The sequence below is a fragment of the Tardiphaga sp. 172_B4_N1_3 genome (genome assembly GCF_052076035.1).
Classification (GTDB): domain Bacteria; phylum Pseudomonadota; class Alphaproteobacteria; order Rhizobiales; family Xanthobacteraceae; genus Tardiphaga; species Tardiphaga robiniae.
This window is the reverse complement of the sequence record NZ_CP197238.1, coordinates 546,696-564,139: the sequence shown is the minus strand read 5'-3', so window position 1 is coordinate 564,139 and position 17,444 is coordinate 546,696. Positions and strand designations below refer to the sequence as shown.

The window sequence follows — 17,444 nt, the reverse complement described above, 5'->3', positions numbered from 1 at the left end:
GAGCACGCAAACCATGGAGCGAGTTCATGGTGAATTTCTACGGCAAAGAGTTTAAGTCACGCCTGCTGATCGGATCGGCGCTCTATCCGTCACCCGCGATCATGCAAGACGCGATCCGCGCCTCCGGCGCCGGCATCGTCACCGTGTCGCTGCGGCGTGAATCCGCCGGCGGCAAGACAGGCGATGCGTTCTGGTCGCTGATTAGAGAACTCGACGTCACCGTGCTGCCGAACACCGCGGGCTGCCGCAGCGTGCGCGAAGCGGTGACTACGGCGAAGCTCGCGCGCGAATTGTTCGGCACCTCCTGGATCAAGCTCGAAGTGATCGCCGACAACGACACGCTGCAGCCCGATGTGGTCGGCCTCGTCGAAGCGGCCGATATCCTGATCAAGGACGGCTTCGAGGTGTTCCCCTATTGCACCGAGGACTTGAGCGTCGCGATGCGTCTGGTGGATGCCGGCTGCAAGGTGGTGATGCCATGGGCCGCGCCGATCGGCTCGGCACGCGGCATCATTAATGCCGACGCGCTGAAACTGATGCGCGACCGCCTGCCCGATATCACGCTGGTGGTTGATGCCGGCCTCGGCGCGCCATCGCATGCCGCCGAAGCGCTCGAACTCGGCTATGACGCCGTGCTGCTCAACACCGCCGTCGCCAAGGCGGCCGATCCCGTCGCCATGGCCAATGCCTTCCGCCTCGCCGTCGAGGCCGGCCGCACCGGCTTCGAGGCCGGCCTGATGGGCGCGCGCGACTTCGCTTCTCCTTCCACTCCAGTCATCGGGACACCGTTCTGGCATGCCGTATCCTGACCGTTTCTATCCCGTCGTCGACACCGTAGCCTGGGTGAAACGCCTCACGCAGCTGGGCGTCGGCACCGTGCAGCTTCGCGCCAAGGATCTCGACGACGCAGCGGCGACGACGCTGTTTCGCGAGGCGCTCGATGTCACCAACGGCACCAAGACCAAGCTGGTGGTCAACGACTACTGGCGCGTCGCCATCGACCTCAAGGCGCAGCATCTGCATCTCGGCCAGGAAGACCTTGCCGAGGCCGACGTGGCCGCGATCCGCAAGGCCGGCATCACGCTGGGTCTCTCGACCCATGACGAGGACGAACTTGAAACCGCATTACGCGCGAAGCCGGATTACGTCGCGCTCGGGCCGATCTTCTTCACCACGCTGAAATCCATGCGCTTCGCGCCGCAGGGCATTCCGAAAATCTCGGTCTGGAAGAAGCGCATCGGCACCCTGCCACTGGTGGCGATCGGCGGCATCAAGTTCGAACAGGCCGCAGAGATCTTTGCCGCCGGCGCGGATTCCATCGCCGTCGTCAGCGACGTAACGCAACACGCAGACCCGGACGCCCGCGTCCATCAATGGCTTGGCGCATCCGCCAAAGCCGCCTGACATTTCAAGAACGACAACGGAGGATTAGTCCATGAACATCCGCTCCAATCCCGACACCACCCTGCCCGCCGTCACCACCGGCAACCTGCCCTCGTCGCGCAAGATCTACGCGATCCCGGAGAGCGCCCCCGACCTGCGCGTGCCGCTGCGCGAGATCATCCTCTCCGAAGGCGCCGGCGAGCCGAACCTGCCGGTCTATGACACGTCGGGTCCCTATACCGATCCGGACGTGCTGATCGACGTCAACAACGGGTTGTCCCGCGCGCGTCTCGATTGGGTCAAGGAACGCGGCGGCGTCGAGGAATATCAGGGCCGCGAGATCAAGCCGGAAGATAACGGCAATGTCGGCGCAGCCCATGCTGCGAAGTCGTTCAAGGCCTATCACAAGCCGCTGCGCGGCGTCGACGATCACATGATCACGCAATATGAGTTCGCCCGCGCCGGCATCATCACCAAGGAAATGATCTACGTCGCCGAGCGCGAGAACCTCGGCCGCAAGGTCCAGCTCGAGCGCGCCGAGGCCGCGCGCGCCGATGGTGAGAGTTTCGGCGCCGAAGTGCCGCTGTTCGTCACGCCGGAATTCGTGCGTTCGGAAATCGCGCGCGGCCGCGCCATCATCCCCTGCAACATCAACCACGCCGAGTTGGAGCCGATGATCATCGGCCGCAACTTCCTCACCAAGATCAATGCCAATATCGGCAACTCCGCCGTGACGTCGTCAGTGGAAGAAGAAGTCGACAAGATGGTGTGGGCAATCCGCTGGGGTGCCGACACCGTGATGGACCTCTCGACGGGCCGCAACATCCACACCACCCGTGAATGGATCCTGCGCAATGCGCCGATCCCGATCGGCACCGTGCCGATCTATCAGGCGCTGGAGAAGTGCGACGGCGATCCGGTCAAGCTGACTTGGGAGCTCTACAAGGACACGCTGATCGAGCAGTGCGAACAGGGCGTCGATTACTTCACCATCCATGCCGGCGTGCGCCTGGCCTACATCCATCTCACCGCCAACCGCGTCACCGGCATCGTCTCGCGCGGCGGCTCGATCATGGCCAAGTGGTGCCTGGCGCATCACAAGGAGAGCTTCCTCTACACCCACTTCGAGGAAATCTGCGACATCATGCGCAAATATGACGTGTCGTTCTCGCTCGGCGACGGTCTGCGCCCCGGCTCGATCGCCGATGCCAATGACCGCGCGCAATTCGCCGAACTGGAGACGCTTGGTGAGCTCACCAAGGTGGCATGGGCGAAGGGCTGCCAGGTGATGATCGAAGGCCCCGGCCATGTGCCGCTGCACAAGATCAAGATCAACATGGACAAGCAGCTCAAGGAATGCGGCGAAGCGCCGTTCTACACCCTGGGGCCGCTGACCACCGACATCGCACCGGGCTACGATCACATCACCTCGGGCATCGGCGCCGCCATGATCGGCTGGTTCGGCTGTTCGATGCTTTGCTACGTCACGCCGAAGGAGCATCTCGGCCTGCCCAACCGCGACGACGTCAAGGTCGGCGTCATCACCTACAAGATCTCCGCGCATGCCTCCGATCTCGCCAAGGGCCACCCCGCCGCGCAGCTGCGCGACGATGCGCTGTCACGCGCCCGTTTCGATTTCCGCTGGCAGGACCAGTTCAATCTCGGCTTGGACCCGGAAACCGCCGTCGCCTATCACGACGAAACGCTGCCGAAGGACGCCCACAAGGTCGCGCATTTCTGCTCCATGTGCGGACCGAAGTTCTGCTCGATGAAGATCACGCAGGACGTGCGCGACTATGCAGCAACCCTCGGCGACAACGAGAAGGCCGCACTGAACCTCGGCGGCACAGCGTCGATGGGCATGTCCATGAGTGGCGTGATCGAGGACGGCATGGCCAGCATGAGCCAGAAGTTCAAGGACATGGGCGAGCAGGTCTATGTCCAGGCGCAGGCGGTGAAGGACAGTAATAAGGCGCTGTAAACAAATTCGGTCTCTACATCATAGCGACTTGACCAAATCGATCACGAAATAGGTAATGGCCGGGCATATTGCTCGGCCATTTTCGCTAGGTATGAGAGCTCGCCATGGAGATTTTGGACAAACCCCAGTTTGAAGAACTGATGGAAGAAATCGATCGCGGCCTGAAAAGCGATAATGTTCCGATTCATGCGCGCCAAATCATAGGATGGACGCGGGTCTGCCAAAAGCTGGAACTGAACCTACCGATGGTCGGTCAACCTATAGCGGGCGTCTACAGTGGGCCAAGCCTGTCTGGCCACATCAAAGATTGGTATGATGCTCGTTACGGCGATCGCTTGAAGATCGACTTCTCGATTGGGTATATCCCCATTGCGATCTTAGAAGATTTATACCTAGTTCGCTTGCCTCTGGTTTTTGGAGCCGCCCAAATCTTTATCGATCGCAGCCCGCGCCCAACGAACGATCAACTAAACAAGATATCTAGAAATGCAGCTCGCTCCAATATCGCGGATTGGATCGTTGACCTAACAGACCACACCAGAACGTGCCTATCTGAGCCTAGTCTGGACGAGATATTTCGTACCTGCATTACGGCCTTCGAGCAAGCAAACTACTGGCATAGCAGAGAGAAGAAACTCGTGGAGGTGTTCGCTGGCGATCTAAAGCTGAGCGCAACTCAAGCTATCGAAGGGAATTTTGGCCTCTCACGTTGGCATTCTCTTCAAGCCACGGAAAAGGCAACAAAAGCTTTCATCAGGAAATTCGGAGAAAATCCGCCGTTCACTCACGACCTAAACAAGCTTACTAAACAAGCAGCAAGGCTTGGCTCGATCACCTTCACCCAAAAAGATGTGTCCGACGCGAATTGCCCAGCAGGCGTCAGATATGAAGGAGATGCGTCCACTCAGGCCCAGGCTCTGTCCGCAAATGAAGCAGCTCGCCGTATATGCTTTGTCGTCACAAGCCATTGGGACGATGGCTTAGCCCAGGAAGGCTAACATCAATGAACCCATACGCACCTCCACCGCGTCCAACGCAATAACAGCGGCATAGCGCCATGCGCGGTCCACTCTGGCTGCGCAGCCCCCCTATCTTCGCCGCCATCATGAAGCCTGCCACTGCTCGGCGTTGGAGGCCTAATCGATGATTTCTTTTCGCACATTCGTTGTTGCTGCCGGTGCGGAAATGTTTTTGACCTCGGCAAACACCGCGCCCGCCTCCGCAATCCTCCACCGCCACCGAAAAGCTCAACTCCTATGTCGGCTGCATCAACAGTCTTTCGAAACGCGCGCTGGACTCGCGGGTGCGCTACTTCAGTTGGGCGCCCAAATCCGGCCCGACCGGCACGGAACAGATCGCTACGGGCTCTACAAGATCTCCGCAGCAGTGTGGTAACGTCCATCGCTGAATAAAAACACGATCGGTGGAGGCCAGAACCATGCATCACCTTACGCCTCTCTCTGGAATCGTCGGCGGCGCGCTGATCGGGATCGCTGCCTCCATGCTGATGCTGCTGACCGGACGCATCGCCGGGATCAGCGGCATTTTCGGTGGGCTACTCCAACCCGGTGCCGGCGATCGCGGCTGGCGCATCGCCTTCGTCGCCGGACTTCTGGCAGCGCCCCTGCTCGCTTCGGTTTCGGGCACACCATTGCCAGCACCAGCGATGCCGGCGAGCCTGATCGTCATCGTTATCGCTGGGCTTCTGGTCGGTTTCGGCAGCCGCATGGGCGGCGGCTGCACATCCGGCCATGGCGTATGCGGTATCGCACGCCTGTCAGCACGTTCAATCGTCGCCACAGCGATCTTCATGGCCGCAGCGATCGCCACGGTCGCCATCGTGCGTCACGGTATCGGAGGCTGATGCAATGCTACTTGTTTTCGTCGGCTTTGCTTGCGGTCTCGTGTTCGGCATCGGCCTCCTGATCTCGGGCATGACGGACACCGGGAAAGTACTCGGCTTCCTCGATATCTTCGGGGCTTGGGACGCGACGCTGGCTTTCGTGATGGCCGGCGCAGTCGCGGTCACCGGTCTTGGCTTCGCACTGGCGCGGCGGCGCGGCACACCTGTCCTTGCCGCAAAGAACCTGTGGCCGACACGCAGGGACGTCGACACACCGCTCGTTATCGGGACCACGCTGTTTGGGATCGGCTGGGGCCTCGTGGGGCTCTGTCCTGGCCCCGCGCTGGTCAACCTCGCGGGGCTAGGCCTTCCGGTGATTGTGTTCGTCGTCGCAATGGCGGTGGGCATGCTCGGTCACGATGCATGGGGCACACATCGCACGCTCATGCGACAGATCGAGAAAGCGTAGATTGGGTAACGGCCTGAACCAATCGTAACCTTGAAAGCGACCAATGCAGTACCCGCGGCATGGCGGCATAATCGGCGATCACTGGCTGTGCTCGCACCACTCCCCTATCCTCACTGACATCGCAAGGCACGCGCGCCCTGTGCGCTTATCGACATGCCGGGTTCCAAGGCGCCAAGGGCAGACAAAGCGACTTTCTTTGTTGCAAAATCCCGGGGGTACACCCAATGGTACCCATGGATTAACCTTTCATTAACCAATCGCGCCCAACCTGCCGCAACGCAACGGCTGGGGGCTGTTCGTTCTCGATGTTGTTGCTTCGCGCAACGAAGCAGGCGTTGATCGGGAGATACCCATGATCCAGGAATCCCTTTACGAGTCCCTTCGCCGCCCGCGTGAAGATTCGCCGGCTGAAATGGACATGTTTGCGCCCTCGTCAGATCCCAGCGAGGTCGTGACGATGCTGATCGGCGCGACTGTCCATGAGGTCGAACGCGAACTGATGCTGCAGACGCTGGCGCGCTGCGACGGCAATCGCACCCACGCCGCCCGCGTGCTTGGCGTCTCCGTCCGCACCATGCGTAACAAGATCAAACAGTATTCAGCGGATGGGGCCGACGTGCCGGCGCACGGCTAGCTGATGGCGCTATTGCTGGAGCGCGCTGGTATCCAGCACCCATGTGGAGCCCTGCAGCCGGCCTTCGGTCTGCATCTCGACATCGACGAGATGCGCCTTCGGCCCAAAGCCGCGAATTCTGACAGTGAGCCGCCTGGTGAATTGCCATGCCTTGCGCGCCTGCAGCAGGCCATCCTGATACGACGCCAGAGCTTTTGAATCGCCGGCTTTCTTCAGTGCCTGCCATCGCGCCAGCTTCGCGCGATCCCCGAACCAGATCGAATCCGGTTTTACCTGCATGGACGCCCCTAGGCGTATCTCGCCGGCATGCGTTGCGCTCGTGAGGGCCAACAAGGTCAGCAGCGCCAGATATGATTTCATATGTCGTCGCCCGTTGCCCTGATGAGAGCGTAAGTCGCCGCGGATCCCGTTCGGGTTCGACAGGGCCCGGCAATTCGCGGGCGCCCCTTGCGTAGACCTGCTACGCTGGCCCGTCACACATGAGCGCGAGGCCTGATCATGCCCATCCAGCACTTCCCGCCCCCTCCCGGAATCAAGGCGCCGCCGCTGTCCTATGCGGCGCGGGTCGGCGATCTCCTATTCGTCTCCGGCATTCCCGGCTTCGACGCTGATGGCCAATTACCGGAACACTTCGAGGCGCAGTTCGGATTTGTGGTGCGCACGATCAAACGGGTGCTGAAGGATGCAGGCACCGACATCTCGCACCTCGTCAAGGTCAACGTTCTGCTGACGCGCGCGTCCGACGTGGCTGCGATGAATGCTCTGTATGCCGAAGCCTTCGGACCGCCGCCGTATCCGGCGCGTACCACTTGCGTGGTTCAGGCGCTGCCCAATCCGGCAATGCTGATCGAGATCGAGTGTGTGGCTTCGCTACTGGATGCGTGATCGATAACCCGCAGGCTGCGCGGCGCGTCTAGCGGCGCATTGAACGCGATCCTGCACGTTCTGACGACGCTCATCGGCCGGCCATCGCATCCTTCACCGTCTCGCTGACGAAATCGGCGGCGCGGCGGAACGCTGTGTCGGTATCGCCGCGGAAGGTGACGGCGCGACGCATCACCAGCTGCTCGCGCTCGACATCGAACAACTGCACCTCGCCCCATTGCACCAGCGTACTCATCTTGCGGATGCCGCCATAGACCAGGTAACGCGCACCGTCGCGGCGCGCTGCGGCGACGAGATCGTCGGGCGCCATGCTGACGGCAGTGCAGGCAGGCTGCGGACAGGCCGGGCGCACCACGCGGTAGTCGCGCTGCGCCAGCCCGTCGCGCAGCAGTGCAGCGAAGATGGTCATGCGGTCGCGATGCTGCTCGGATTGGTCGGCCTCCTCGCCGGAGGTGTCGCTATAGTCGAAATCGGCCACCGCGACAGCCAGCTGTCCGGCAGCCGTGGCCGGCGCAGGTGCTCCCAGCAGCGCCACAGCGCCGCACAGCAACCACAGAACCTGCCCTCTCCGCATGTTCTCCTCCCTGATCTTTTGTTCGCCGCCACGCCAACCTGGCGCGGGTGCCGGCAGGTCAAGCGACAGCCGATGCTAGTCCGCATGTGGTGAAGCGCAACCGGCAATGTCTGTGGTGGCATGGCAGCAGGGGCGAATTGAAGCCGTCATCCATCCCCTGTTAAAAGCGGCCGGACAGAATCAATACGGAGTGTGAGGCGTGGCAAAAGAAACGATCAGCCAGACCGGATTACGCGGCCCCCGCGGCGAACCGGGACTTCCCGGACCGCAGGGCCATCCCGGACGGCCGGGGCCGGACGGCGCGCAGGGCAAGCCGGGCCTGGCCGGCAAGGCCGGCGCCAATGGCAAGCCGGGGCCGCAGGGCAAGCGCGGCGAAGCAGGCCCTCAGGGTAAGGCTGGCGTCAACGGTAAGGCTGGCGCCGACGGCAAGCCTGGTCCGATCGGACCGCAGGGCAAGGCCGGGCCGCAGGGACCACGGGGTGAACAGGGCCTTCAGGGCAAACCCGGTGTGCAGGGTGAAGCCGGGCCGCGCGGCGAGCAGGGTCCTCCCGGCACGCTGCCGAGCCTCGAGCAGATCATGCCGTGGCTGCACATGGTGTTCGACGCCTGGGAAGACCACCGCCAGATGCGCCTGCGCGAAGCCCAGGAGCGCGAAGAGGCGCTGCTGCGCGAGCAGCAGGAAGCCGTTGAACGTGTCGCCGCGATGATCGAGGCCGAAGCCGCCATCGCGGACGAGTCTGACGAAACCGACGACGGCAAGAAAAAGAAGAAGCGCAAGAAGAACAAGGACGACTAGCACTGCTGCGTCGTTCGATACGGACGCGTGACAACAGATCAGGCGACGCGCCGCAATGCCGGCCCGTCGCCTTTACTTTTTACATGGTCCGCTGCGGTGCGGTCTGCAGCAGCTCCTGAAGCTGTTGCTTATAGAATTTCGCACCGCCTGTCGTGAGATGACCACGGGTCTCGGTGCTCGCCGGGATCAGCAGCATCTTCGCATGTTTGATCCGCTTCAGCGCGGCATCCATCAACCCGGTCTCCGGCGGATTGCGCTCGTCATCGGCAGCGTTGATCGCGAGCACGACGGATGTGATCTTCTCCAGACCTGCTGATGGATTGTAGTCGCGCGACGATTCCCACTGATAGATGAAATCATTTGCATCGGCGACAAACGGCGCCTTGAGCCGGTCATCGACATTCTTGTCGGCGGCCTCGCCGGTCGGCGCCAGCATCTGATAGGCCAGCGTGCCGCCGGCTGTTGCGATGCCATACATCACACTGGCAAATTTGATCATGCCAGGCTGCGATGTGTAGTTGCCGCCCTTGTAATCCGGATCGGCGCGCACGGTCTCGATCATCATGCGCCGCATCATCCAGTTTCGCGCGCTCATCTCGGTCGGTTGCGACGCCATCGGCACCAAGGTATCCATCATATCAGGATATTTCGTGCCCCAGATCCACGCATGCATGCCGCCCATGGAATTTCCGATCACCATCCGCACATGCTTGATGCCGAGCCCTTCGATCAGCAGCCGATGCTGGGCATCGATCATGTCGTCGTAATTGTACTTCGGAAATGCGGTCTTCATCCCATCAGAGGGCTTCGACGATTTGCCGTGGCCGAGCGCATCGGGAATGATGATGTAGTATTTCGTGGCATCGAGCGGCTGGCCCGCGCCGAATAATTCGCCCGCAAAAGCGGGCGTCAACATGCTCCGCGCCGAACCGCCGGTGCCATGCAGCACCAGCACCGGCTGGCCGCTCGGCTCACCCACCGTCGTGTAATGCAGCTTCAACTCCGGCATCACATGGCCGGTATGAAACTTGAAATCCTTCGCTATCCAGTCGCCCTGCTTTGGCGCCGGATAATCAGCGGCGAACGCGGTCACGGCAGCAAGCGAAGCACATGTCACAACGGCAGCAGCGCACAACGCGCGCATAGAACGGCTGGGCATCGTCATCCTCCCCGGTGCAGCCATTTGATCGGGCCGCTTGACACAGATGCTAGCATGGTACCGTGGGCCAGCAGACCAACAGATCGATACTGCAGCGCAGCGATCCCCAGCTCGTCGCGCCGGGTATAATCTTTGGGCAGGCGTCGCCGCCATAGCTCAGGCTTAATCATCGCAAGAATCCGAGTCGTCCCGTGCGGCACCCGGCGTCCGCGCGTGATACAACACCGATGTGAGGTTCGCATGCGGGGATTGATTCAAGTGGTGCTGCTTGCAGTGTTCACCGTGATGACCGCATCAGCACACGCCATCGATCGCGGCCAGTTCAGCGATGTGCCCGACGATATCCGGAACTGGTTCAAAAGCGTCATCAGCCCTAATGGCGTGCCGTGTTGCGATATCTCCGACGGCCATCGCACCGAATATGATGTCCGCAACGGCGCCTATTGGGTGCCGATCGAAGGCATATGGACGGAGGTGCCGAGGCGCGCCGTGATCCGCGATCGCGGCAACCCCGTCGGCGAAGCCGTCGTCTGGTATGTGCGCCATCGCGGCGAGATCATCATCAGCTGTTTCGTCCCGGCTGACGCCGCGTGATGACGATCACGAAACGGTGCCAGGGTGCGGCCTTGCAATCCACAGGCAATCGGGCCCAATTTGAGGCTAATTCTGCGCGCGGCGCGTTAGGTCAGTGGCCCCGCCGTCACCTCGCCGCGGGCACTACAGGATAAAGAGAGATTGATATGACGGAAGTGACCTATGTAATCGTCGAGCATGATGGCGGTTGGGCCTATAAGGTTGGCGCCGTCTTCTCCGAGCCATATGCGACGCACGCACTTGCCACCGCAGCCGCCAAGCGCGCCGCTGCCGAGCAGAGGGTGCCGGGACGCACCGAGGTGATTGCCTATGAGGACGAAAAAGGACAGTGGCACGAGGAAACGGCCTCGGGCAGTGATCGTCCCAACACCCACATCATCGACAAGGCCTGATCACGAAGACAGGTGAATGATCCAACTGACGTCAACGCGTCCAATGGCGCCGGCATTGCGTATCTCGCCATGCCGGAGAATGTGTTGCTCATCACGCCTGCCTGGGTGCCCTTCGCACGCGAACTCATCATCGCCAGCGGCGTCATTGAAATCGCCGCATCGCTTGCACTCGTGACACGCACACGGTTGCGTTGGTGGGCCGGCGTCATCAATTGGCCCGGGCCACACAAAGACGCCACAGGCTCATAGCGAACGGGCCAAATCGGCAAGCAGGATTCGTTAGGGAGTCACATGGTGACTCCGGCGTCGGTTGCGGTGCTGTCTGCGCGACTTTTCCGCAAGGCGCCACTATGCTAGTTTTGCGTTATCAAATCATATCGGGGGAGCAGACGTGACCGACGTCGCAGCAGACGAACTCCGCACCATTTATCCAACGCCGCATCCGCGCGTGATCGCCAAGGCGCGACCGACGCTCGATATGCACTCCAGCAAGTTCATCTCGCTGTCGCCGTTCTGCGTGCTTGCTTCGTCGGGTCCCGACGGCACCGTCGATGCATCGCCGCGCGGTGGCGGCGTCGGCTTCGTGCGGGTCGCCTCGCCGACCGAATTGCAGATGCCGGACCGTCCCGGCAACAACCGCATCGATACGTTCCAGAATCTGATGGCGGGCAGCGGCCATGTGCAGCTGATCTTCTTCGTTCCGGGCATCGACGACACCTTGCGTGTCAGCGGCGTCGCCAGGCTGATTAAAGACCCGGAACTGATGGCGTCGATGGAAGAGTTCGGCAAGCTCCCGCGCGCAGTGTTGAGCATCACCGTGACCGAAGCCTATTTTCATTGCGGCAAGGCGCTGATGCGTTCGAAGCTGTGGTCGCCGGAGGTGCAGGTGAAGCGCTCGGTGATGCCGAGCATCTCGGAAATGGTTCACGACCAGACCAAACTCGGTGAACCGATGACCCAGGAACAGATCGACGTCGCCTATCGCCAGCAGTTGTAGCTCGTCGGCCTCGTCTGGATCCAAAAGGAGCTCCGGCAGCGGCGGCCATCCACGCACAACCTCTATTTGAAATTATCACTTAAGGTTGTATGGTCACGGCGCTTGGGGAGAGCGTTGTGCGTGGCGTTGCGTTGATCCAGTTGATGACGGTCGCGGGCCTCATCCTAGGCGGCTGCGTGCGTGATCCATTCGTAACGGAGCGGGACGAAACATATGCTGGCGAATGGTTGATCCCGCACCAGATCGACCGCATCACCGGCGCTGAATTGCCCAGCGCCTATGTCTTCGCCGAAGCCTCTAACAGCAATGTGGACTTCCCGCGCGTCTCGTCATTGCTGCTGACATGCATCGATGGCGCGCCGCTGATCCGCTTCGCCTTCGATTTCAAGATCGGCAGCAACCGCAACACGGTGCTCGGCTATCGCTTCGATGGAAAACCTGGTCACGACGACGTCGGCTCGCGGGTGGTGCGGGGAAACCAGATCATCGTCATCGAAGACAGGGCAGAGATCGCGACCTTCGTCAGCGAGCTTGCCGGTGCGAAGACGTTGTACGTCCGGATCAGGTCGATCAACGGGGGCCGAACGGCCGTAGAATATCCGCTAGATGGATCGACTGCGGCGATCCGCGCGGCATTCTCCAAATGCGATATGCCGAAACCGCCCCTGCCGGAACAGGGGCGGACGACATTGTCCGGCGTCTATTGAGACGCCGCAAAGATCCAGGCTCAGAACTCGCTCTCAAGGCCACCCATGTGCTTCTGGGTGTAGAGATCGATGCCGATCCGCTCGATCAGATCGAGCTGGGTTTCGAGGAAGTCGATGTGACCTTCCTCGTCCTTCATCAGCTTTTCGAACAGATCGCGCGAGACGTAATCCTTGACGCCGTGGCAATAGGTGGCGGCTTCTTCATAAAGCGTGCGGGCACCGATTTCTGCAGCGAGATCGCATTCGATGATTTCCTTGACCGTCTGGCCGATGCGCAACGGATCGAGAACCTGCATGTTCGGGAAGCCGTCCAGGAAGAGAATGCGATCGGTAAAACGATCCGCGTGATTCATCTCTTCGATGGATTCCTTGCGCCACATCTTGGCCATGTCGACCAATCCCCAGTGATTCAGGAGCCGGAAGTGCAGCCAATACTGGCTGATCGCGGTGAGCTCGCTGCGCAGGCCCTTGTTGAGGAATTCGATGACCTTCGGGTCGCCCTTCATGATGTTCTCCTGTCTGCTGAACCCGTCCGAAACAGGCCCTCGTCTGAATTTAGAATGTTTCTAAATCAGATTCACCGACAGGACAACCCTTCTTTGCTCAATTCGGCAAGGAGCGTGGAAAAGCTGGAAAGCTGTTGAATTTAGAAGAGCTTAGGCTGCCGCTTCAATCGAGGCAATATCTGCCAGTTCGATATGCGCATGAGTCTCGGTATGAGACTGCCCGTGGGCCGCCGTATGCGGGCATCCGGCACAGCAGGACTTGGCGCAGGCGCCCAGCGCTTCGTCCATGATCTTCTTGATCGTCCGTACACACCGTCCGCACTGGGCGCTGCAACCGAGGCATCCATAGACCTGCCCCGGCGTACGCGGCGGACGCGCTCCGGCAACGGCACTACGGACATCATGGTCGGAAAAGACGTTGCAGGAACAAACGATCATGAGATGAAGGCGAACTCGCAGGTCAGGACCCTTCTTGGATATGTAAGAGGCCGCCCCGATGCAAAAGGAAAACGCCGACTTTGAAGCTATTCCAAACTACTGATCGCATGGAAGAAATTGGAACGAATCTAAAATTCGTCTGAGCGCTCGCAAGCGCCATGATCGGAAGACGGCTAGCCGACAGATGCCCCTATCCAGTAACCGCCTGCAGCGCGGCATGCCCTTGGGAGGGTCGCGGACCTTCGTCCGGAATGGCTTTAATATCAAGATGTAACCTGGATCGCGCGGTCCCGTTCATTGATCATTCAAGTGAAGTATGAAACTTTTCGCGTCAGGCAGCGCTATGTGTGAGCGAAGCCCGATTGAGAAAGGGAATGCCATGAAGAAAACTCTGATGGCCATTGCCGCCGTTGCCACCCTGGCCGTTTCCGCCATGGCTCCGACATCGGCAAGCGCGCAGCACTGGCGTGGACACGGCGGCGGTGGCGCGGTGGCTGCAGGTCTGATTGGCGGCGCCCTGCTTGGCGGTGCGATCGCTGCCGGTTCGGGATACTATGGTCCCGGTTACGGCTATTACGGCCGTCCTGCCTATGTGGCCGGCCCGGGCTATTACGGCGATTGTTTCTGGCAACGTCAGCGTTTCTGGGACGGCTATGGCTGGCGCATTCGCCGCGTCCGCGTGTGCGGCTGAGATCGCAGGATCATGTGATCTCTGAGATCACTGTGATCTCCTGTTACGCATCGGAAACCTACGACATTTCCAGTGCGTGATGCTTGCAATGGCCCGAAAAAACCGCTTTTTCGGATCATTGACTGGCTAACGTTTACATCGAATTGACGGTTGGGCGCTTCTAAGTGAGACCGTCAGTTCGAATCGCAGCGTGAGTAGACCTTTAACCGTGCGTCGCTTGCGGCGCCCTTCTGGAGAGACTTGAGATGAAGAAGACGATTTCCGCCTTGCTCGCCGCCGCGACGGTTGCCGGTTCGCTGGTTGCTGTTGCGCCTGCCGCAAAGGCCGATGGTGGCCGCATCGCCGCAGGCGTTGCCGGTGGCCTGATCGGTGGCGCTCTCCTCGGTGGCGCCATTGCAGCCAGCCGTCCGGCTCCGGCCTATGGCTACGGCTACGCCCCCGCTCCGGTTTATGTCGAACCGGAATGCCGTGTCGTCCGCCAGCGCGTCTGGGACGAATATCGCGGCGTCTGGCGTTCGCGCCCGGTCGAAGTTTGCGATTGATCTGATCTGACGACTGCGCATTCGCGCGCACGATCCAAATTCAAAACCCGGCCGTTTACGCGGCCGGGTTTTTCGTTGGGCGATTGAAGGTGCGACTATCTTGCGTTCATCGCGCGCAACACCGTCTCGCTGGGCCAGCAATCGACCTTGAGACCCGCGGACTTCTGATAGGCGCCGAGCGCGGCACGCGTCTTCATGCCGGCCTTGCCATCCATCTTGTCGGCATAGAGGCCAAGCCTCGTCAGCTGCCGCTGCATTGCCTCGACATCGGCGCTGCGCAATTGGTTCGAAGCCGACCACGGCGTCGCAAAGGGTTGCGAGTTAGCGATCCGGTCGGAGAGATGACCGACGAACAGCACATAGAGATCGGAGAAATTGTATTCCTTGATGACGAAATAGTTCTTCGTCGTCAGGAAGGCCGGGCCATAGATGCCCTCCGGCTGCAGCAGCGATGCCGGCTGCGCCTGCTCCGCCGCGCTGAGCTTCTCGCCACGGACCGGAATGAAGCCGGCACGAATCCACTCCCCAATCGGCCGGGTGACTTCTGGCACACCCATCGTACAGTCGGCATTGGCCGGCGCACGCACTTCATAGGCCCAGCGCAGACCGCGCTGCCAACCCTTGTTAGTGAGTTGCTGCGCCGCGGATGCCAGCGCGTCCGGCACCGACTTCCAGATATCGACTCGGCCGTCGCCGTCGAAATCGACCCCGTGCTTATCCAGTTCCGACGGCAGGAATTGCGTGAGCCCCGTAGCGCCGCCCCAGGACACGCGCAGATCCTTGCGCGATACGTCGCCGCGCTCGATCAGTTTCAATGCCGCAATGAACTCGCCGCGATACTGGTCCTTGCGGCGACCGACATAGGCTTGCGTCGCCAGCACGCGAATGCCGTCATAGGGCAACGCATACCGACCGTAATCGGTCTCGCGCCCCCAGATCGCCAGAATGATTGTCGCCGGCACGCCGAAGCGCTGCTCGATGGCAGCCAGTGTCGCGCGGTGCTTCTGCAACAGCCGCTGCCCCTCACCCGCCAGCCGGATGACACTGGCCTCCTTCACATAATCCGCAGGCACCTGCACGAATTCTGCCTGCGACGGCGCGCCAGTCGCAGGACGGCCGGGCAGAATGAGATCCGGAAGCTTGTAGTCCGGCTCCAACCCGCGCGTGACCTCATCGAAGGTCTTGCGCGAGACGCCGGCTTGTTGGGCTTCAGGCCAGAGCGAAGCAATAAAATTGGTAAAACCGGCGTCTGGTGCAGCAAACGAATGAACGGGAATAATCACCAGGCACAGGGTAACGACGACTGAGAGCGGTCGCAGTGTCGTCCACATGCCCGGGTTCATCTTCAATGCGCGTGGCCTCCATGGCCCTGCTTGCCGTGACCGTTTTCTGGCGGATGCGGAACAACTCCGTTCGAGAGCTTGTCCACATAGGCGATGCCAACGGCCGAGAGAATGAACACGATGTGGATGATAGTCTGCCACATCACGCCTACCTCGGTGTAGTTCGTCGTGCGCGCGCTGGTGCTTCCGAGATTGCCCGCCTCAATGAAGGTGCGCAGCAGATGGATCGACGAGATGCCGATGATCGCCATCGCCAGCTTGATCTTCAGCACGCTGGCATTAACGTGGCTGAGCCATTCCGGCTCGTCCGGGTGACCGTTCAGATTGAGCCGCGATACGAAGGTCTCGTAACCGCCGACTATCACCATCACCAGCAGGTTGGAGATCATCACAACGTCGATCAGGCCCAGCACGACCAGCATGATCTGCTGTTCGCTGAAGTCGAACGAGTGCGCGATCAGATGCCAGAGTTCCTTGAGGAACAGCACGACATAGACGCACTGCGCCACGATCAGGCCGATATAGAGCGGCAGCTGCAGCCAGCGCGAGCCAAAGATCAGCGCCGGAATCGGTCGCATCGCCCCGCCTTTTCCTCTGGGCGGCAATGGCGTTTCGGGCGTCATGGACATGGGGGCTCGCTATGGGTCGAATCGGAATGCAATGGAAGCGCCGATCTTATAACGGCGCGTTCTGGACGCGATGATGTCGTGAATGCGCGGCAACTGGCCGCATCAGCTATTTGACAGCGACAATGAAGATCCGCGGAAATTTCAGCAGAACCTTGCCATCCGCCTGCGGCAAATAGCTGGCGGCGATGCGCGCGGTATACTCAGCGATGTAAGCCTTGCGCTCCGGCGGCTCCAGCGGATCGACGAACGGACGCAGCCCGGTGCCCTTCACCCATTCCACGATCGCGGTGGCATCGGCCAACGCATGATTGTAGACGGTGTGCCAGATCTCGACGCGGGAACACAGCGGCTGCAGCGCATCGTAATACGCGCCGGGCTTCGGCAGCGAGTCACGCAGCTCCGCAGCCTTTGAGAGCTGCGCGCGCCACGGCTCGAGATAGGCGACCTCGCGCATCAGGATGTGCGAGGGCTCGTCAAGATTGTCCGGCATTTGCACAGCCAGCACGCCGCCCTGCGGCAATGCAGTGACCAGACGCTTCAGCTGCTTGATGTGATCCGGCACCCACTGAAACACGGCATTGGCAAACAAGACATCGGAGCCGGCCGGCGCCACCCAATGGGCGATATTGGCCTCGATGAACGTCTGCGCGGGCAGACGTTCCCGCGCCTGCCGCAGCATATCGGCCGACGTATCGACACCGATGACCGACGCTTGCGGCCAGCGATTGACCAGAAGCTCCGTCGAGTTGCCGGGTCCGCAGCCGATGTCGACGACCTTGCGGGCATCGAGAAGCGGAATCTGCGCGAGCAGATCCCGTGCCGGCCTGGTTCGCTCGTCCTCGAACTTCAGATACTGCTGCGCGCTCCAGTCGGCCATTTGA

At 61.0% G+C, this 17,444-nt stretch carries 24 protein-coding genes and 1 pseudogene; 17 read left to right on the top strand and 8 right to left on the bottom strand.

Annotation, left to right across the window (positions count from 1 at the left end; genetic code table 11):
• Positions 1-26 precede the first annotated feature (26 nt).
• From AB7783_RS02540 to AB7783_RS02505, 8 genes and pseudogenes are all read left to right on the top strand, one after another.
• Positions 27-809: a thiazole synthase gene (locus tag AB7783_RS02540; protein ID WP_089267370.1), complete on the top strand. Its 783-nt coding sequence runs from the start codon at positions 27-29 to the stop codon at positions 807-809.
• Complete coding sequence (locus tag AB7783_RS02535; protein WP_093760574.1) at positions 796-1,404, top strand: thiamine phosphate synthase; 609 nt, start codon at positions 796-798, stop codon at positions 1,402-1,404. Before AB7783_RS02540 ends, AB7783_RS02535 begins: the two co-directional genes overlap by 14 nt.
• A gap of 31 nt (positions 1,405-1,435) precedes the next feature.
• The gene (thiC, locus tag AB7783_RS02530; protein ID WP_441276724.1) at positions 1,436-3,364 is read left to right on the top strand and encodes a phosphomethylpyrimidine synthase ThiC; all 1,929 of its coding nucleotides are present in this window, start codon (positions 1,436-1,438) and stop codon (positions 3,362-3,364) included.
• A 104-nt stretch (positions 3,365-3,468) separates the two neighbouring features.
• A complete protein-coding gene (locus AB7783_RS02525; protein WP_441276723.1) occupies positions 3,469-4,362 on the top strand; it encodes a HEPN domain-containing protein in 894 nt (297 codons plus the stop codon).
• A 251-nt stretch (positions 4,363-4,613) separates the two neighbouring features.
• Positions 4,614-4,772 (top strand): annotated as a pseudogene (locus tag AB7783_RS02520) (hypothetical protein); the annotation flags it as partial.
• 30 nt (positions 4,773-4,802) lie between these two features.
• A complete protein-coding gene (locus tag AB7783_RS02515) occupies positions 4,803-5,228 on the top strand; it encodes a YeeE/YedE family protein (protein WP_441276722.1) in 426 nt (141 codons plus the stop codon).
• Positions 5,229-5,232: 4 nt separating this feature from the next.
• Complete coding sequence (locus tag AB7783_RS02510) at positions 5,233-5,676, top strand: DUF6691 family protein (RefSeq protein ID WP_441276721.1); 444 nt, start codon at positions 5,233-5,235, stop codon at positions 5,674-5,676.
• Between the two features lie 412 nt (positions 5,677-6,088).
• On the top strand, positions 6,089-6,310 hold the full coding sequence (locus AB7783_RS02505; protein WP_089267375.1) for a helix-turn-helix domain-containing protein: 222 nt from the start codon (positions 6,089-6,091) through the stop codon (positions 6,308-6,310).
• Positions 6,311-6,319: 9 nt separating this feature from the next.
• Here the strand turns inward: AB7783_RS02505 and AB7783_RS02500 are convergent, their stop codons facing one another.
• Positions 6,320-6,670, bottom strand: a complete 351-nt coding sequence (locus AB7783_RS02500) for a hypothetical protein (protein ID WP_441276720.1) — start codon at positions 6,668-6,670, stop codon at positions 6,320-6,322.
• A 138-nt stretch (positions 6,671-6,808) separates the two neighbouring features.
• Between AB7783_RS02500 and AB7783_RS02495 the strand changes: the two genes are divergently transcribed.
• Complete coding sequence (locus AB7783_RS02495; protein WP_441276719.1) at positions 6,809-7,195, top strand: RidA family protein; 387 nt, start codon at positions 6,809-6,811, stop codon at positions 7,193-7,195.
• A gap of 70 nt (positions 7,196-7,265) precedes the next feature.
• Here the strand turns inward: AB7783_RS02495 and AB7783_RS02490 are convergent, their stop codons facing one another.
• The gene (locus AB7783_RS02490; RefSeq protein WP_441276718.1) at positions 7,266-7,769 is read right to left on the bottom strand and encodes a DUF2380 domain-containing protein; all 504 of its coding nucleotides are present in this window, start codon (positions 7,767-7,769) and stop codon (positions 7,266-7,268) included.
• Between the two features lie 199 nt (positions 7,770-7,968).
• Between AB7783_RS02490 and AB7783_RS02485 the strand changes: the two genes are divergently transcribed.
• Complete coding sequence (locus tag AB7783_RS02485; RefSeq protein ID WP_441276717.1) at positions 7,969-8,565, top strand: collagen-like protein; 597 nt, start codon at positions 7,969-7,971, stop codon at positions 8,563-8,565.
• Between the two features lie 79 nt (positions 8,566-8,644).
• On the opposite strand, the gene AB7783_RS02480 is transcribed toward AB7783_RS02485, so the two are convergent.
• Positions 8,645-9,709, bottom strand: coding sequence for an alpha/beta fold hydrolase (locus AB7783_RS02480; RefSeq protein WP_441279629.1), 1,065 nt, complete (start codon positions 9,707-9,709; stop codon positions 8,645-8,647).
• 255 nt (positions 9,710-9,964) lie between these two features.
• On the opposite strand from AB7783_RS02480, the gene AB7783_RS02475 reads away from it, so the two are divergent.
• The 5 genes from AB7783_RS02475 (at position 9,965) to AB7783_RS02455 (ending at position 12,414) form a co-directional block, all read left to right on the top strand.
• Positions 9,965-10,318 (top strand): hypothetical protein, encoded by a 354-nt coding sequence (locus tag AB7783_RS02475; protein WP_441276716.1) that lies wholly within the window; start codon positions 9,965-9,967, stop codon positions 10,316-10,318.
• A 146-nt stretch (positions 10,319-10,464) separates the two neighbouring features.
• Complete coding sequence (locus tag AB7783_RS02470; RefSeq protein WP_068732250.1) at positions 10,465-10,710, top strand: DUF2188 domain-containing protein; 246 nt, start codon at positions 10,465-10,467, stop codon at positions 10,708-10,710.
• A 12-nt stretch (positions 10,711-10,722) separates the two neighbouring features.
• On the top strand, positions 10,723-10,959 hold the full coding sequence (locus AB7783_RS02465) for a hypothetical protein (RefSeq protein WP_441276715.1): 237 nt from the start codon (positions 10,723-10,725) through the stop codon (positions 10,957-10,959).
• 142 nt (positions 10,960-11,101) lie between these two features.
• Positions 11,102-11,707, top strand: a complete 606-nt coding sequence (locus tag AB7783_RS02460) for an MSMEG_1061 family FMN-dependent PPOX-type flavoprotein (protein WP_120289008.1) — start codon at positions 11,102-11,104, stop codon at positions 11,705-11,707.
• A 116-nt stretch (positions 11,708-11,823) separates the two neighbouring features.
• Positions 11,824-12,414 carry a hypothetical protein gene (locus tag AB7783_RS02455; RefSeq protein WP_441276714.1) on the top strand — a complete coding sequence of 197 codons (591 nt, stop codon included), beginning with the start codon at positions 11,824-11,826 and terminating at the stop codon, positions 12,412-12,414.
• A 20-nt stretch (positions 12,415-12,434) separates the two neighbouring features.
• Here the strand turns inward: AB7783_RS02455 and bfr are convergent, their stop codons facing one another.
• Both bfr and AB7783_RS02445 read right to left on the bottom strand, forming a co-directional pair.
• On the bottom strand, positions 12,435-12,920 hold the full coding sequence (gene bfr, locus AB7783_RS02450) for a bacterioferritin (RefSeq protein ID WP_068732242.1): 486 nt from the start codon (positions 12,918-12,920) through the stop codon (positions 12,435-12,437).
• Between the two features lie 150 nt (positions 12,921-13,070).
• Complete coding sequence (locus AB7783_RS02445) at positions 13,071-13,358, bottom strand: (2Fe-2S)-binding protein (protein ID WP_068732239.1); 288 nt, start codon at positions 13,356-13,358, stop codon at positions 13,071-13,073.
• A 379-nt stretch (positions 13,359-13,737) separates the two neighbouring features.
• Here AB7783_RS02445 and AB7783_RS02440 point away from each other — a divergent pair, with 379 nt between their 5' ends.
• Together AB7783_RS02440 and AB7783_RS02435 are read left to right on the top strand one after the other, a co-directional pair.
• Positions 13,738-14,049, top strand: coding sequence for a hypothetical protein (locus AB7783_RS02440; protein WP_068732237.1), 312 nt, complete (start codon positions 13,738-13,740; stop codon positions 14,047-14,049).
• 245 nt (positions 14,050-14,294) lie between these two features.
• Positions 14,295-14,591, top strand: a complete 297-nt coding sequence (locus tag AB7783_RS02435; RefSeq protein WP_068732235.1) for a hypothetical protein — start codon at positions 14,295-14,297, stop codon at positions 14,589-14,591.
• A gap of 95 nt (positions 14,592-14,686) precedes the next feature.
• Here the strand turns inward: AB7783_RS02435 and AB7783_RS02430 are convergent, their stop codons facing one another.
• From AB7783_RS02430 to tam, 3 genes are all read right to left on the bottom strand, one after another.
• Positions 14,687-15,922, bottom strand: coding sequence for a lytic murein transglycosylase (locus tag AB7783_RS02430; RefSeq protein ID WP_441279628.1), 1,236 nt, complete (start codon positions 15,920-15,922; stop codon positions 14,687-14,689).
• A 14-nt stretch (positions 15,923-15,936) separates the two neighbouring features.
• Entirely contained in the window at positions 15,937-16,563 is a 627-nt protein-coding gene (locus tag AB7783_RS02425; protein WP_439093975.1) for a TIGR00645 family protein, read from the bottom strand.
• Between the two features lie 106 nt (positions 16,564-16,669).
• Positions 16,670-17,440 (bottom strand): trans-aconitate 2-methyltransferase, encoded by a 771-nt coding sequence (gene tam / locus AB7783_RS02420; protein ID WP_120289006.1) that lies wholly within the window; start codon positions 17,438-17,440, stop codon positions 16,670-16,672.
• Positions 17,441-17,444 lie beyond the last annotated feature (4 nt).